The organism is Mycolicibacterium iranicum (genome assembly GCF_014190915.1).
Lineage (GTDB): Bacteria > Actinomycetota > Actinomycetes > Mycobacteriales > Mycobacteriaceae > Mycobacterium > Mycobacterium iranicum_B.
The window spans coordinates 76649-89789 of the sequence record NZ_JACHVU010000008.1 but is presented as its reverse complement, the minus strand read 5'-3'; the positions used below and the strand labels follow the sequence as shown (position 1 = coordinate 89789).

General features: G+C 70.3%; 12 protein-coding genes and 1 pseudogene. 7 read left to right on the top strand and 6 right to left on the bottom strand.

Annotated features, from left to right (window positions below; translation table 11 throughout):
* The first annotated feature begins 90 nt into the window (after positions 1-90).
* A pseudogene (locus tag FHR72_RS17680) lies at positions 91-353 on the top strand (type B 50S ribosomal protein L31).
* Here the strand turns inward: FHR72_RS17680 and FHR72_RS17675 are convergent.
* Entirely contained in the window at positions 347-1069 is a 723-nt protein-coding gene (locus tag FHR72_RS17675) for a TIGR03943 family putative permease subunit (protein WP_183470442.1), read from the bottom strand. The pseudogene FHR72_RS17680 and the gene FHR72_RS17675 sit on opposite strands and share 7 nt — an antisense overlap.
* A complete protein-coding gene (locus FHR72_RS17670; RefSeq protein WP_260156085.1) occupies positions 1066-2064 on the bottom strand; it encodes a permease in 999 nt (332 codons plus the stop codon). Before FHR72_RS17670 ends, FHR72_RS17675 begins: the two co-directional genes overlap by 4 nt.
* Before the next feature lie 99 nt (positions 2065-2163).
* Between FHR72_RS17670 and FHR72_RS17665 the strand changes: the two genes are divergently transcribed.
* A complete protein-coding gene (locus FHR72_RS17665) occupies positions 2164-2448 on the top strand; it encodes a DUF1490 family protein (RefSeq protein ID WP_183470440.1) in 285 nt (94 codons plus the stop codon).
* Positions 2449-2492: 44 nt separating this feature from the next.
* Positions 2493-4646, top strand: a complete 2154-nt coding sequence (locus tag FHR72_RS17660; protein ID WP_221193868.1) for a heavy metal translocating P-type ATPase — start codon at positions 2493-2495, stop codon at positions 4644-4646.
* On the opposite strand, the gene FHR72_RS17655 is transcribed toward FHR72_RS17660, so the two are convergent.
* Positions 4632-5837, bottom strand: coding sequence for an MFS transporter (locus FHR72_RS17655; RefSeq protein ID WP_183470438.1), 1206 nt, complete (start codon positions 5835-5837; stop codon positions 4632-4634). The genes FHR72_RS17660 and FHR72_RS17655 overlap by 15 nt on opposite strands.
* Positions 5838-5948: 111 nt before the next feature.
* Between FHR72_RS17655 and FHR72_RS17650 the strand changes: the two genes are divergently transcribed.
* Entirely contained in the window at positions 5949-6284 is a 336-nt protein-coding gene (locus tag FHR72_RS17650) for an ArsR/SmtB family transcription factor (RefSeq protein WP_183470436.1), read from the top strand.
* Here the strand turns inward: FHR72_RS17650 and FHR72_RS17645 are convergent.
* Together FHR72_RS17645 and aztA are read right to left on the bottom strand one after the other, a co-directional pair.
* Positions 6277-7035, bottom strand: a complete 759-nt coding sequence (locus FHR72_RS17645; protein WP_183470434.1) for a LamB/YcsF family protein — start codon at positions 7033-7035, stop codon at positions 6277-6279. The two genes, FHR72_RS17650 and FHR72_RS17645, sit on opposite strands and share 8 nt — an antisense overlap.
* Before the next feature lie 4 nt (positions 7036-7039).
* Positions 7040-7666 (bottom strand): zinc ABC transporter ATP-binding protein AztA, encoded by a 627-nt coding sequence (gene aztA / locus FHR72_RS17640; RefSeq protein WP_183470432.1) that lies wholly within the window; start codon positions 7664-7666, stop codon positions 7040-7042.
* 20 nt (positions 7667-7686) lie between these two features.
* Between aztA and aztB the strand changes: the two genes are divergently transcribed.
* From aztB to aztD, 3 genes are read left to right on the top strand one after another with little or no spacing between them, the layout of a single operon-like run.
* Positions 7687-9681, top strand: a complete 1995-nt coding sequence (gene aztB, locus FHR72_RS17635) for a zinc ABC transporter permease AztB (RefSeq protein ID WP_183470430.1) — start codon at positions 7687-7689, stop codon at positions 9679-9681.
* Positions 9678-10586: a zinc ABC transporter substrate-binding protein AztC gene (aztC, locus tag FHR72_RS17630; protein ID WP_183470428.1), complete on the top strand. Its 909-nt coding sequence runs from the start codon at positions 9678-9680 to the stop codon at positions 10584-10586. The genes aztB and aztC overlap by 4 nt, the downstream gene beginning before the upstream one ends.
* Before the next feature lie 36 nt (positions 10587-10622).
* Entirely contained in the window at positions 10623-11813 is a 1191-nt protein-coding gene (gene aztD / locus FHR72_RS17625) for a zinc metallochaperone AztD (RefSeq protein ID WP_183470426.1), read from the top strand.
* A 65-nt stretch (positions 11814-11878) separates the two neighbouring features.
* On the opposite strand, the gene FHR72_RS17620 is transcribed toward aztD, so the two are convergent.
* Entirely contained in the window at positions 11879-13027 is a 1149-nt protein-coding gene (locus tag FHR72_RS17620) for a GTP-binding protein (protein WP_183470424.1), read from the bottom strand.
* Positions 13028-13141: the final 114 nt, after the last annotated feature.

The window sequence follows — 13141 nt, the reverse complement described above, 5'->3', positions numbered from 1 at the left end:
CGGTTCCTGGCAGCCACTTTCTGAAAACGGTTTTCATCTGTACCGTCATGCCGTAGATGAAAATCATTGTCGATAGATGCGCAGGGAGACATGAAACCCGGAATTCACCCCGACTACCACCCGGTCGTGTTCCAGGACGCGAACACCGGCACGATGTTCCTGACCCGGTCGACGGTCACCAGCGATCGCACGATCGACTGGGAGACGCCCGAGGGCACGAAGACTACCCGCTGGTGGTCGTGGAGGTGTCGTCGGACTCCCATCCGTTCTGGACGGGCAGCAAGCGCATCGTCGACGCCGCGGGGCAGGTGGAGAAGTTCAACCGCCGGTACGGTGCACGGCGCACTCAGTAGCTGTAGGTGTTCTCGGGCGCATCGACCTGCCGCGCCGAGGTGATCTCCAGCGACGGTATGGACCGCCGTGCGGAATCGTTCTGTCCTGCAGGCACTTTGCCTTCGAGACGGACCCAGGAACCGTCGGGCAGATCGGAGACCGAGGTCAGCGCCGGCCCGGCCAGGTGGATGCGGGCCAGCTGGGCGTCCGCAGCGCAGCAGAGGATGACCACGCGGCCCAGGTCGACGCGGCCGCCGTCTTTCATGGTGAACCCCGTGACGGTGACGAGCCGGCCGTCGAGCGTGCCTGCCGAATCCTGGGCAATCCTGATCAGCAGATCGGGCAGGGAGACCTCGGGTGCGTGCCCCTCGGGCAGCGGCGGGAACGGTCGGCGCAGGACGTCGGTCGAGACCTCGCTCACCGCGGGGCGGGCGGTCTGCGGCCCGATCGCGGGCGGAACGACGAACGCCAGCAACGCGATCGGGACGATCAGCAGCCACAGGGTTCCGGAACTGTGCGCGTGCCCGCCGTGGTCGTGGGCATGGTCGGGCTGGTGACCCCGGCGGACGTCGCGCAGGATCGACGCGAGCGCCAGGACGACGAGCAGCGCGGCCGAGATCAGCAGCCACGGCTGCAGCGAGGGCTTCACATAGCGGGTGTAGGCGCCACTGAGGGTGATGATCGCCGTGCTGACCCCGACGAGGAGCAGCAGTGCGTTCTCCGTCTCACGATTCATCGGTTGCCCACCACCAGCAGCCCGACGCACGTGGCGGTCAGCGTCGCGACCACGAAGGTGACGGGCGCGAACCTGATCGCGAAAGCGCGGCCGAACATGCCGGCCTGCATGGCGAACAGCTTGATGTCGACGGCGGGCCCCACGACGAGGAACACCAGTCGCGGCAGCAGCGGCAGCATCGACAAGCTGGCTGCCACGAACGCGTCCGCCTCCGAGCACAGCGCGAGGATCACCGCCAGCGCGGCCATCACCGCGATGCCGAGCAGCAGGTGGCCCGCGAGGTGTTCGAACACCCAGGACGGCACGAGGACGTGCAACGCCGCGGCCGCGGCGGCGCCGATCACGAGATACGATGCGGCCTGCAGGAAGTCGTGGCGCGCGGCCTCGGAGAACACGGTGAAGCGGGACCCGTCCTGGCCCGGCGTGCGGGGCATGCGGCGGGTGATCCACCGGGGCTGTCCGAAGCGGTACCACAGTGCCCCCATGACGACCGCGGTGATCAGGGATGCCACGCACCGCGCGACGACCATCGCGGGCTCACCCGGGAACGCGACGGCGGTGGCGACGAGGACGACCGGGTTGATCGCCGGCGCGGCGAGCATGAACGTCAGCGCCGCCGCCCCGACCGTGCCGTCGCCGAACAGGCGGCGAGCGATCGGCACCGAACCGCATTCGCAGCCCGGCAGCGCGGCGCCGCCGACCCCGGCGGCCAGGATCGCGGCTGCCGGCCGGCGGGGAACCCAGCGCGCGAGCCGGTCGGGTGTCACGAACGCCGCCACCGCCCCGCTGATCACCACGCCGAGTGCGAGAAAAGGCAGCGCCTGCACGAAGATTCCGCAGAACACCGTCGCGGCGGTCGCGACGTCGGGGGTTCCGGCCACGAATGTCCGAAGGGTGCCGCCCACGAGCGCGAGCCCGACGACGGCGATCACCAGGATGTGCATCGAACCGATGCGCCGGCGCGATGTCGACGTCGGGGCGGCCACGGCGGCCATTGTGCCAGGCGGGAATCCGCGCCCGCTGGATGTGTGCGGCGAGTTCGCCGGCGAAACGAAACAAGACAGCCGAACTGGTTGTGAGGATAGGGTGACGTGATGGTTCTGCATGTGTTCCTGGCCAAGGCGGCGTCGACAGTGGTCACCGGTGCCGTCGGGGTCGCCGCGTATCAGGGTGTGCGCAAGGCTGTCGCGAAGGCGCCGCTGCGGGAGGCCTCCGTCACGGCCACCGCGTGGGCGCTGCGCGGTGTGCGCAAGGCCGAGGAAGGCGCGGAGTCGGCGCGACTGAAGGTCGCCGACGTCGTCGCCGAGGCGCGTGAACGCATCGGCGAAGAGAGCCCGCCTCCCGCGGTCACCGACACCGCGCATCCGCACGACCACTGACCGCCGTGGTGGCCCTGACCGTCGTCTCGGATGCTGCGGGCCGAATGCGCCTGCAGGCGCCGTGGTTTCGCAACGATTCACCCCGCGCGGTGGCGATCGAGGATGCCGTCGAGCAGGTGCCCGGCGTGCGCGCGGTGCACGCCTACCCCCGTACCGCGTCGGTGGTGATCTGGTACTCCCCGAAGCGCTGTGAGCGCCCGGCGATCCTGGCCGCGATCGAATCGGCCGCCGTGGTCGCGCGCGAACTGGTCCCGGTGCGCGCCCCGCGCTCGGCTGACGTCACCAACGCCGACGTGCTGCGCATGGCGGTGGGCGGTGCGGCGCTGGTGCTGCTGGGGGTGCGGCGCTATGTCTTCGCCAGGCCGCCGCTGCTGGGGCCGACGAGCCGGCTGGCCGCGGCGGGCGTCACGATCTTCACCGGGTATCCGTTCCTGCGCGGCGCACTGCGCACCCTGGCCGGCGGCCGCTCGCCCGGTACCGATGTGCTCGTCAGCGCCGCCACGATCGCGAGCCTGGTGTTGCGCGAGAACGTGGTCGCGCTGACGGTGCTGTGGCTGCTGAACATCGGTGAGTATCTGCAGGATCTGACGCTGCGGCGGACCCGCCGGGCGATCGCGAATCTGTTGCAGGGCAACCAGGACACTGCGTGGGTGCGGTTGCCCGATGGCACCGAGGTCGAGGTCGCCACCGACGAGCTGCGCATCGGTGACGAGGTGGTGGTCCACGATCAGGTCGCGCTGGCCGTCGACGGGGTGGTGGTCGACGGCGAGGCGATCGTCGACCAGTCGGCGATCACCGGGGAGAACCTGCCCGTCGCGGTGGCCTCGCAGGCGCGGGTCTTCGCCGGATCGGTGGTGGTGCGCGGGCGCATCGTGGTGCGGGCCGAGGCGGTCGGACGTGACACGACGATCGGGCGCATCATCTCTCGCGTCGAAGACGCCCAGCTGCACCGCGCCCCGATTCAAACGGTGGGGGAAAGCTTCTCCCGCCGTTTCGTCCCCGCGTCGTTCCTGTTGTCGGCGGCGACGCTGGTGCTGACCCGCGATGTGCGCCGTGCCATGACGATGCTGCTGGTCGCGTGCCCGTGCGCGGTCGGGCTGTCGACCCCGACGGCGATCAGCGCAGCGATCGGCAACGGGGCCCGCCGCGGCATTCTCATCAAGGGTGGTTCGCACTTGGAGCAGGCGGGCCGGGTGGACGCCGTGGTCTTCGACAAGACCGGCACGCTGACTGCCGGCCGACCCGTGGTGACTAATCTCGTTGCCTTCCACAAGGACTGGGAACCCGAGCAAATTCTTGCCTACGCGGCGAGCTCAGAGATCCATTCGCGCCATCCGCTCGCCGAGGCCGTGATCCGGTCGACCCAGGAGCGCCACATCGCGATACCACCCCACGAGGAATGCGAAGTGCTCGTCGGTCTGGGAATGCGGACCAGGGCCGACGGTCGCACGCTGTTGCTGGGCAGTCCGTCACTGCTGCAGCAGGAGAAGGTCCGCGTCACCAAGAAGGCCGCCGACTGGGTGGACCGGCTGCGCAAGAAGTCCGAGACCCCGTTGCTGCTCGCCGTCGACGGGAGGCTCGTCGGGTTGATCAGCCTGCGCGACGAGATCCGGCCCGAAGCTGTCGAGGTGCTGGATCGACTGCGCGACAACGGGGTTCGCCGCATCGTCATGTTGACCGGCGACCACCCCGACGCCGCAGGTGCGGTCGCCGAGGAACTCGGGATCACGGAGTGGCGCGCGCAGGTGCTGCCCGAGGACAAACTCGACGTGGTGCGGACCCTGCGCGAGGAGGGCTACACCGTCGCGATGGTCGGCGACGGCGTCAACGACGCGCCGGCTCTCGCGGAGGCCGACATCGGGATCGCGATGGGTCTGGGCGGCACCGACGTCGCGGTCGAGACAGCGGACGTCGCACTGGCCAGCGACGACCTGCGCCGGCTGCTCGACGTCCGCGATCTCGGCGGGCGCGCGGTCGACGTGATCCGGCAGAACTACGCGATGTCGATCGCGGTGAACGCGCTCGGCCTGGCGATCGGCGCCGGGGGTGCGCTGTCGCCGGTGCTGGCCGCGGTGCTGCACAACGCGTCGTCCGTGGCGGTGGTCGCGAACAGTTCTCGGTTGATCCGCTACGAGCTCACCGAGGGGTCAGAGGGTGCAGAAGATCCCAGGGATTCAGACCGCTCAGACGGCGGCTGAGCGCGCCGCCCGCAGGCTGCGCAGCCCGGCCACGGCGGCGCCGAGGCACGCCGCGGACACCGTGACCGCGAACCACGGGAACACCGACGCGAGGTCCCACTGCGTCGCGGCCCAGCCGGCGACCAGCGTCGGGACGGCCATCGCCGAATAGGCGAGCAGATAGAACGCCGACATCGTCTCGCCGCGTCGGTCGGCCGGCACGACGTCGGACAGGTGACGCAGCGAACCGCCGAAGCCCAGCCCGAACGTGGCGCCCAGCAGGGCTGCCGCGAGAAACACGAGCTGCCACTGATGGGTCAGCAGCACCGGGATGGTGAGCAGCAGCGACACCGCCATCCCGGCGTCGCCGATGATGGCCGAGTACTTGGCCGGCAACCGGGTGGCCGCCAACTGGGCCAGCGCGGCGGCGAAGGCGGTGGTACCCACGACGGCGCCACCGAAGACGAGGTTGTCGATGTGGGTCTGGCGGGCCGCCAGCGACGGGTACAGCGACAGCAGCACGCCGAGCACCGACCAGGACGCCATCGCGCCGAGCGCCGAGAACCAGAAGTCCCCCCGGATCGCGGCCGGCACGGCGGGTTTGGCGATCCGGATCGGGCCGCGGGTGCGTGAGGTGTGCGGTTCCCGCAGGGCGAGCACCCCGATGCCGACGACGAGGCAGATGACGGCCACCACCGCGTAGGGCGTGCGCAGTGGATGGGGGGCGTACTGGGCCAGCAGCGCGGATCCGATGATCGCGACGGTCATCCCGATGTTGAAGCTGACGCCGCTGAGCTGGCCGGCCCGCACGCCGTGGTCCGGGCGCAGGTCCAGCAGCGCGGCGGCACCGGCGACCACGATCGACCCGACCGCCGCGCCGTGGATCGTGCGGGCGAGCAGCAGCAGGGCCATGCTGTCGGCGATGAGGAAGACCCCGAGCCCGACCATCAAGGCGATCAGCGCGCCGACGAGCACGGGCTTGCGGCCCACGACATCGGAGATCTTGCCGGACACCAGCACGGCGGCCAGGGCGGCGACCGCGTACACCGCGAACACGATCGTGGTGGCCAGCGGCGAGAGGTGCCAGTTCGCCTCGTAGATGCCGTACAGCGGGGCGGGCAGCCCGGACACCCCGAGGGCGACGCCGCTCAGCACCAGCAGCAGCGGGTAGGCCCACCGCTGGGTCTCGATCGAGCGGTCCAACGCGACCATCGCGGGCACCTCCTGGGGGTTGCTGGTACGGACGGGTATCGGATCCGGAACCCGATCGAGGCTACGCTGGGTTCGATAGACATCAAACCCAGTGTGATCGAGGTTATTCCCATGACCGACCCCGCCGTGGTCACCGGTCCGTCGGTGCATCCGGTCGGAACTGTGCAGCAGGTGCTCGCCGCGCTGCACGATCCGGTGCGCCTGGAGATCGTCCGGCGGCTCGCCAACGCCGGCGCCCCTTTGCAGTGTGCGGCGCTCTATGACGGCATCAACAAGTCGACGGCCACCCACCACTTCAAGATCCTGCGCGATGCGGGCGTGACCGAACGCCTCGTGATCGACGGTCTGACGTACCAGAAGCTGCGTCGCGATCAGGTCGGGGCCGCGATCCCGGGCCTGCTCGACAGCGTGGTGAACACCGCCAACCGGGAGGCCGGCGTCAGCTGAACGGTGTCAGCGTCACCCCGTCGGACACCAGTCGTTCGCGCACGGCCGTCGCGATCTGCACCGCCCCCGGCGAATCACCGTGCACGCAGACCGATTTGACGGTGATCGGGATCGTCGACCCGTCCACCGCGGCGACCCGGCCCTTGCGCACCATCGTGAGCACGCGCTCGGCGATCTCGTCGGGGTCGTGCAGCACGGCGTTGCGCTCGCGGCGGGACACCAACTGACCGTCGGGCCGGTACGAGCGGTCGGCGAACGCCTCGGGCACGGTCGTCAGGCCGAGTTCCTCAGCGGCGGTGAAGAACACGGAGCCGGCGAGGCCCAGCACCGGGAGCGCCGGGTCGACGGTCTGCACCGCCTCGGCCACGGCATAGGCCTGCTGGCGATTCGTGACTATCGAGTTGTACAGCGCCCCATGGGGTTTGACATACGACACCGATGTCCCGGCGGCGGCGGCCAGCGCCGACAGGGCGCCGATCTGATACATCACGTCCGCGATGAGGTCCTCGGTGCTGACGTCCATGAAGCGCCGGCCGAAGCCGGCCAGGTCGCGGTAGCTGACCTGGGCGCCGATCCGGACGCCGCGGGCGGCGGCGGCCTTGCAGACGGTGGCCAGTGTCGCCGGGTCGCCGGCGTGGAAACCGCAGGCGACGTTGGCCGAGGTGACGATCTCGAGCATGGCGTCGTCGTCGCCGAGAGTCCACACGCCGAAGCCCTCGCCAAGATCGGCGTTGAGGTCGACGGAGGTCATGGGGTCAGCGTAGTGCCCGGCACCGCGCGTCGAGGTCGATGCGATGATCCGCCGCCTCGACCACCGCGCTGTCGTGCGTCGCGACGACGACGGTCGTCCCCGAGTCGGCGAGCCGCCGCAGATGGTGGACCACGACGGCGCAGGACTGGGCGTCGAGCCCGGTGGTCGGCTCGTCGAGCAGCACCAGGGGTGCTTCCTGGACGAGGGCCTGGGCGAGCAGGACGCGCTGACGCTGACCGCCGGAGAGTTCACCCAGGGAACGGGTTCGGAGGTCGTCGAGGCCCAACTCGGTGAGCCACATGTCGACGACCGCGCGGTCGCCGGCCCGCGGCCGCCGGAACAGGCCGAGCCTGCGCCAGCGCCCCATCATCACCGCCTCGGCCACCGTGATCGGGAAGGCGTCGCTGACGCGGCTGCGCTGCACCGCGAGCGCGATGTCGTCGGCATCGGTGCGGACGTGCCCCTGCTCGGGTCGCCGGATGCCGGCGAGCAGGTCGAGCAGCGTCGACTTGCCGGAGCCGTTGGAGCCGACGACCGCGGTCAGCGCGCGCGGAGCGACGGTCAGGGACAGCCCGTCGAACACCCGGGCGCCGTCGTAGCCGAACGTCACCTTGTTGAAAATGGTATTCATTACTGATAAGAGTGTACGGCATGACGCACTGGCTGATCGAACCGTTCGCCTCGGACATGGTCCTGAGGGCGCTGGTGGCCGGTGTCATCGCGGCATGCCTGTGTTCGGTCGTCGGGTGCTGGGTCGTGTTGCGCGGCAACGTGTTTCTGGGTGAGGCGATGACCCACGGCATCCTGCCCGGGGTGGCGCTGGCGGCACTGTTCGGCGTCAGCATGATGGCGGGCGGACTCGTCGCGGCGCTGGCGATGGCGGTCGGCGTGGCCGCGATAGGCCGCTCGTCGAAGCTGCCGTCCGACACGGGTACCGGCATGCTGCTGGTCGGGATGCTGGCCCTGGGCGTGATCGTGGTGTCGAGGTCACAGAGCTTCGCCGTCGATCTCACCGGATACCTCTTCGGCGACGTGTTCGCCGTCGGCACCGGCGATCTCGTTGTTCTCGCCGGAGCTCTGGCGGCGACGCTCGGGGTCGTGCTCGTCGGCCACCGCGCCTTCGTGGCGGTGACGTTCGACCCGCGCAAGGCGTCGACGCTCGGCCTGCGGCCCCAGCTCGCGGTCCCCGCGCTGACGGTCCTGATGGCCGTGGCCCTGGTCGCGTCGTTCCACGTCGTCGGAACGCTGCTGGTCCTCGGTCTGCTGGTAGCCCCACCGGCCACCGCGCTGGCATGGTCGCGGTCGATCCCGAGGGTGATGGGTCTGTCGGCGCTGATCGGTTCCGCCGCGGTCTATCTCGGGTTGCTGATCTCCTGGTACGCCGGCACCGCGGGTGGGGCGAGCATCGCCGGTGTCGCGGTGCTGCTGTTCTTCGCCTCGGCAGTCCTTTCCGCGCTGCGCACGCGCCGGCGGCGGGCGTCGGTCCTGGCCGCCTCGGCCTGCCTCGCGGCGGCCGGGTGCGCCGCCGCGCCGGTTCCCGTGGAGAACGCCGGGGCGGCCGGTGGCCACGACGAGGTCGAGGTCGCCGGCGGTGCGCGTGAACTCGACGGCCCGCTCACCAGGTTGGTCCTGGTGGACCCCGCCACCGGCGACACCTCGGTGTACGACGCCGTCGACGAGACGGAGACGCCCGTCGGGTCGTTCGGCCCCGCCGGCGCCATCGCCGGCGACGGACGCTTCGCCTACGTCCGGAACGGCGCCCGCACCACCGTCGTCGACGCCGGGGCATGGACGTTCGACCACGGCGACCATTACCACTACTTCGCCACCGAACCGGGCGAGGTGGCCACGCTGGAGGTTCCCCTGCGGTCGGTCGCCGCGAGCAATTCCTTGCTGGTCGTCCAATCCTCGGGCGGCGCAGTCGAACTGGTGGACCGCGAGAAGCTCGGCGACGGGACCGTCGAAGAACCCTCGGGACTGGCCCCGCCCGCGGACACCGCGGCCGTCGCCCCCTACGGCGGCAGGCTCGTGACGGTCGGCCGCGATGGCCGGATGCAGGTCCGCGACGCCACCGACGCCGCCGACCTCGACGGTCGTTGCCCACAACCGACCTGGGCGATGCCCACCCGGCGCGCCGTGGTGTTCGGTTGTGCGACCGGGGCGGTCAGGGTGACGGGCGGTGACGGCGACCTGACGGTCACACCGGTGCCGTTCCCCCCGGATGCGCCCGCGCCGGCGCCGGCGTCCATGACGCACCGCGACCGCGCCGACGTCTTCGCCGGTGTCTCCGCGGGCGCCGTGTGGGTCCTCGACACCCGGCAGCGGACGTGGACGATGCTGCCGGTTCCGGACGCGGTGGCCGCCAACACCGCCGGCGACGGCTCGGTGCTGGTGCTGCACCGCGACGGGACCCTGGGTGCGTTCGACGTCCGGACCCGCAGCGAGACAGCGCGGGTGCCGCTGCTGTCCGGCGGTGTCCGCACCGACGGGCCGGCACCGGTCGTCGAGATCGACTCCGACCGCGCCTATGTGAACAATGCCGCCACCCGGGAGGTGTACGAGATCGACTACGCCGACGGGCTGCGCCTGGCCCGTACCCTGCGCACCGAGGTGATGCCGGGGCTGATGGTGGAGGCCGGACGGTGAGGCGGTGGGCTGCCTTGCTCCTCCTGGTCGCCGGGTCGGCGCTGACGGCGTGTGCGCCGGGTCCGGACGCGGGTCCCCGGGAGATCGTGGTGACCACCAACATCCTGGGTGACGTCGTGCGCAACGTGGTCGGCGACGCCGCCGGCGTCCGGGTGCTGATGGTCCCGAACTCCGACCCGCACTCCTTCGGTGTGTCCGCGCAGGACGCGGCCGCCATGGGCGATGCCGATCTGATCGTCTTCAACGGGCTCGGTTTGGAGGAGAACGTCCTGCGCAACGTCGAAAGCGCTGCGGCGCAGGGTGTCCCGACGGTCGCGGTCGGGGAGCTCGTCGACCCGATCGCCTACACCGAGGGCGACGGCGCGGGCACCCCCGACCCCCACTTCTGGACCGATCCGCGGCGGATGATCGGAGCGGTCGACGTCATCGAGGACACGGTGCTGCGCGAGGTCGACGGCGTCGACGCACAGACGGTGTCGCGCAACGCCGATGATTACCGCTCGCAGCTGAACGACCTCGACGCGTACATGGTCGACGGGTTCGCGGGCATCCCCGCGGAGCGCCGCAGGCTGGTCACCAACCACCACGTCCTCGGTTATCTCGCAGCGCGTTTCGGCTTCACGGTCATCGGTGCGGTGGTTCCGAGCGGTACGACGCTGGCCGCGCCGAGTCCGTCGAATCTGCAGTCGCTCGTCGGGGCCATCGAATCCGCGCGCGTCCCGGCGATCTTCGTCGATTCCTCGCAGCCCGAGAAGTTGGCCCGCGTGCTGGCCGACGACGCCGGCCTCCGCGTGCAGATCGTGCCGCTCTACAGCGAATCACTGGGTCCGCCAGGCTCACCCGCGGCGACCTATCTCGACATGATGCGCGCCAACACCGGCGCCATCGTCACCGGCCTGCGATAGCCGCAGGTCGATCCGTGTAGCTCGGAAGGAGCCAACATGTCCCAACCGCGGTGGCTGTACCGCGTCGGAGCGCTGTCCTGTGCGGCGGCGGCACTGACCGCCTGCTCGTCCGGCGAGAACTCCGGGGAGAACCTCGGCACGCTGGAGACCCAGGCGCAGAGCGCGCCGATCGCAGAGCCTCTGGTCGCCACCTACGACGGCGGACTCTACGTCCTCGACGGCACGACGTTGGACGTCGAACAGGACATCCCGCTCGACGGCTTCCTGCGTGTCAACCCCGCCGGCGACGACGCTCACGTCCTGGTGACCACCGACGAGGGTTTCCGCGTCCTCGACGCGGCCGGCGGGCAGCTGACCGAGGACACCTTCCCCGCCGACGAAGCGGGTCACGTGGTGCCCCATGGCGAGAACACGGTCCTCTTCGCCGACGGCACGGGTGAGATCACCGCGTTCGACCCCCACGCCCTGGCCGACGGGATGCCGCAGACGCAGACGTTCACCACGCCCCAGCCCCACCACGGGGTCGCGGTCATCCTGTCGGACGGAACCCTGGTGCACAGCCTCGGCGATCCCGACAAGCGCACCGGCGCCGTGGCGATGCAGGGGGATCGGGAGATCGCCCGCAACGACGACTGCCCGGGCCTGCACGGGGAGACCGTCGTCGCCGACGAGGCCGTCGTGCTCGGCTGCGAGACGGGGGCGCTGGTCTACGCCGACGGCCGGTTCACCAAGATCCCCAGCCCCACCCCGTACGGCCGGATCGGCAACCTGAGGGGTCACGAGGATTCTCCGGTTGCCTTGGGGGACATGAAGATCGACCCCGATGCCGAGCTGGAACGACCCGAGCGGTTCGCGCTGATCGACACCACCACCGATCAGCTCAGGGTCGTGGCGCTGCCACCCTCGGTGAGCTACACGTTCCGGTCGCTGGCACGCGGCCCGCAGGGCGAGGCGTTGATCCTCGGCACGGACGGCAAGCTCTACGTCTTCGACCCGGTGACCGGTGCCCAGATCAAGGCTGTCGACGTCACCGGCGCGTGGAGCGAGCCCGACGACTGGCAGGAACCGCGTCCGACCGTCTTCACCCGGGAGAACTCCGTGTACGTGGCGGATCCGGCGACCAGGCAGATCCACCTCGTCGATCTGGCCTCGGCACGCGTCGCCGACTCCGTGACCCTGGAGCAGGCGCCCAACGAGCTCAGCGGGGCGGTCGGTCACGACCACTGACCCCGTGACCGCCGGCGTGCCCGGACCGCTGACCGCAGCGGCCGGGCACGCCGTGGTCGTCGCGGTCAGTGGGAGTGGCTGTGCGTGACCCCCCAGGCCGGCAGCGGGTCGGGATAGCCGGTCCAGGCCTGCGGCCCCTGCGCGAACTCGGCATCGGTGAGGAGTGCCCCCGCCAGCAGCTCCCGCACGCGCTCGCGGTCGAGCCGCACCCCGATCAGCACGATCTCCTGGCCCGGGGCGATCTCGGTCGCCTCCCAGTACTGGGCCGGCTCGATCACGAGGTTCGGGCCCGCCTGCGACCAGAGGGCTGCGATCGACGGACGGCTCGCGACCCAGCAGAATCCCTTGCTGCGCAGCACCCGGGTCATCTGCCCCAACGCGTCGCCGAGACGCTGCGGGTGGAACGGCCGGTCGGCGCGGAACGTCATCGAGCTGATGCCGTACTCCTCTGTTTCGGGGGTGTGGCCGTCGGCGATCTCCTCGTCCCACCCCGGCGCCTCGGCCGCCGCCACCGGATCGAACAGGCCGGTGTCGAGCACCCGGGCGAGGTCGACGACGCCGTGGTCGGTGCGGATCAGCCCGGCCCGCGGGTTCAGCCGGCGCACCAGCGTCTCCACCGCCCCGAGGGTCGCGGCACTCACCAGGTCGGTCTTGTTCACCAGGATCACGTCGGCGAACTCCACCTGGTCCACGAGGAGGTCGGCGATACTGCGCGCATCGCCGTCTGCGGCGGCCAGGTCGCGGTCGGCGAGTGCCTCGCCCCGGGCGATCTCGGTCAGGAACGTCGACGCGTCGACCACGGTCACCAGCGTGTCAAGGCGGGCATGCTCGCCCAGGCTGGATCCGTCCTCGAATTGCCAGCTGAACGTCGCCGCGACGGGCATCGGTTCGGAGATCCCGGTGGATTCGATGACGAGGTGGTCGAACCGCCCCTGGCGGGCCAGCGCGCCGACCGCCTCGATGAGGTCCTCACGCAGCGTGCAGCAGATGCAGCCGTTGGTGAGTTCGACGAGCTTCTCCTGCGTGCGATCGAGATGGCCCTGCCCGGCGATCAGCGCGGCATCGATGTTGACCTCGCTCATGTCGTTGACGATCACCGCGACCTTGCGGCCGTCGCGGTTGGCGAGGATGTGGTTGAGCAGGGTGGTCTTCCCGGCGCCGAGGAAGCCGGACAGGACGGTGACGGGAAGTGGCGAGATCGAGGTGGGGGGCATGCCTTAATGATAATCATTATCAATAAATCCAGTCGCACTGAATCCGATGTGCGTTTGGTAATGAAAACGGTTATCGTTGCGAGGTGATCAGATCGACCCGGGCGGTGCGTTCCG

What these genes read in the sequence shown, in the direction of transcription:
- FHR72_RS17645 (WP_183470434.1), bottom strand. Translation starts at nt 7,035, where the DNA reads ATGACCTCCGTCGACCTCAACGCCGATCTTGGCGAGGGCTTCGGCGTG.
- FHR72_RS17665 (WP_183470440.1), top strand. Translation starts at nt 2,164, where the DNA reads ATGGTTCTGCATGTGTTCCTGGCCAAGGCGGCGTCGACAGTGGTCACC.
- aztD (WP_183470426.1), top strand. Translation starts at nt 10,623, where the DNA reads ATGTCCCAACCGCGGTGGCTGTACCGCGTCGGAGCGCTGTCCTGTGCG.
- FHR72_RS17670 (WP_260156085.1), bottom strand. Translation starts at nt 2,064, where the DNA reads ATGGCCGCCGTGGCCGCCCCGACGTCGACATCGCGCCGGCGCATCGGT.
- FHR72_RS17660 (WP_221193868.1), top strand. Translation starts at nt 2,493, where the DNA reads ATGCGCCTGCAGGCGCCGTGGTTTCGCAACGATTCACCCCGCGCGGTG.
- FHR72_RS17655 (WP_183470438.1), bottom strand. Translation starts at nt 5,837, where the DNA reads ATGGTCGCGTTGGACCGCTCGATCGAGACCCAGCGGTGGGCCTACCCG.
- aztB (WP_183470430.1), top strand. Translation starts at nt 7,687, where the DNA reads ATGACGCACTGGCTGATCGAACCGTTCGCCTCGGACATGGTCCTGAGG.
- FHR72_RS17675 (WP_183470442.1), bottom strand. Translation starts at nt 1,069, where the DNA reads ATGAATCGTGAGACGGAGAACGCACTGCTGCTCCTCGTCGGGGTCAGC.
- FHR72_RS17620 (WP_183470424.1), bottom strand. Translation starts at nt 13,027, where the DNA reads ATGCCCCCCACCTCGATCTCGCCACTTCCCGTCACCGTCCTGTCCGGC.
- aztA (WP_183470432.1), bottom strand. Translation starts at nt 7,666, where the DNA reads ATGAATACCATTTTCAACAAGGTGACGTTCGGCTACGACGGCGCCCGG.
- FHR72_RS17650 (WP_183470436.1), top strand. Translation starts at nt 5,949, where the DNA reads ATGACCGACCCCGCCGTGGTCACCGGTCCGTCGGTGCATCCGGTCGGA.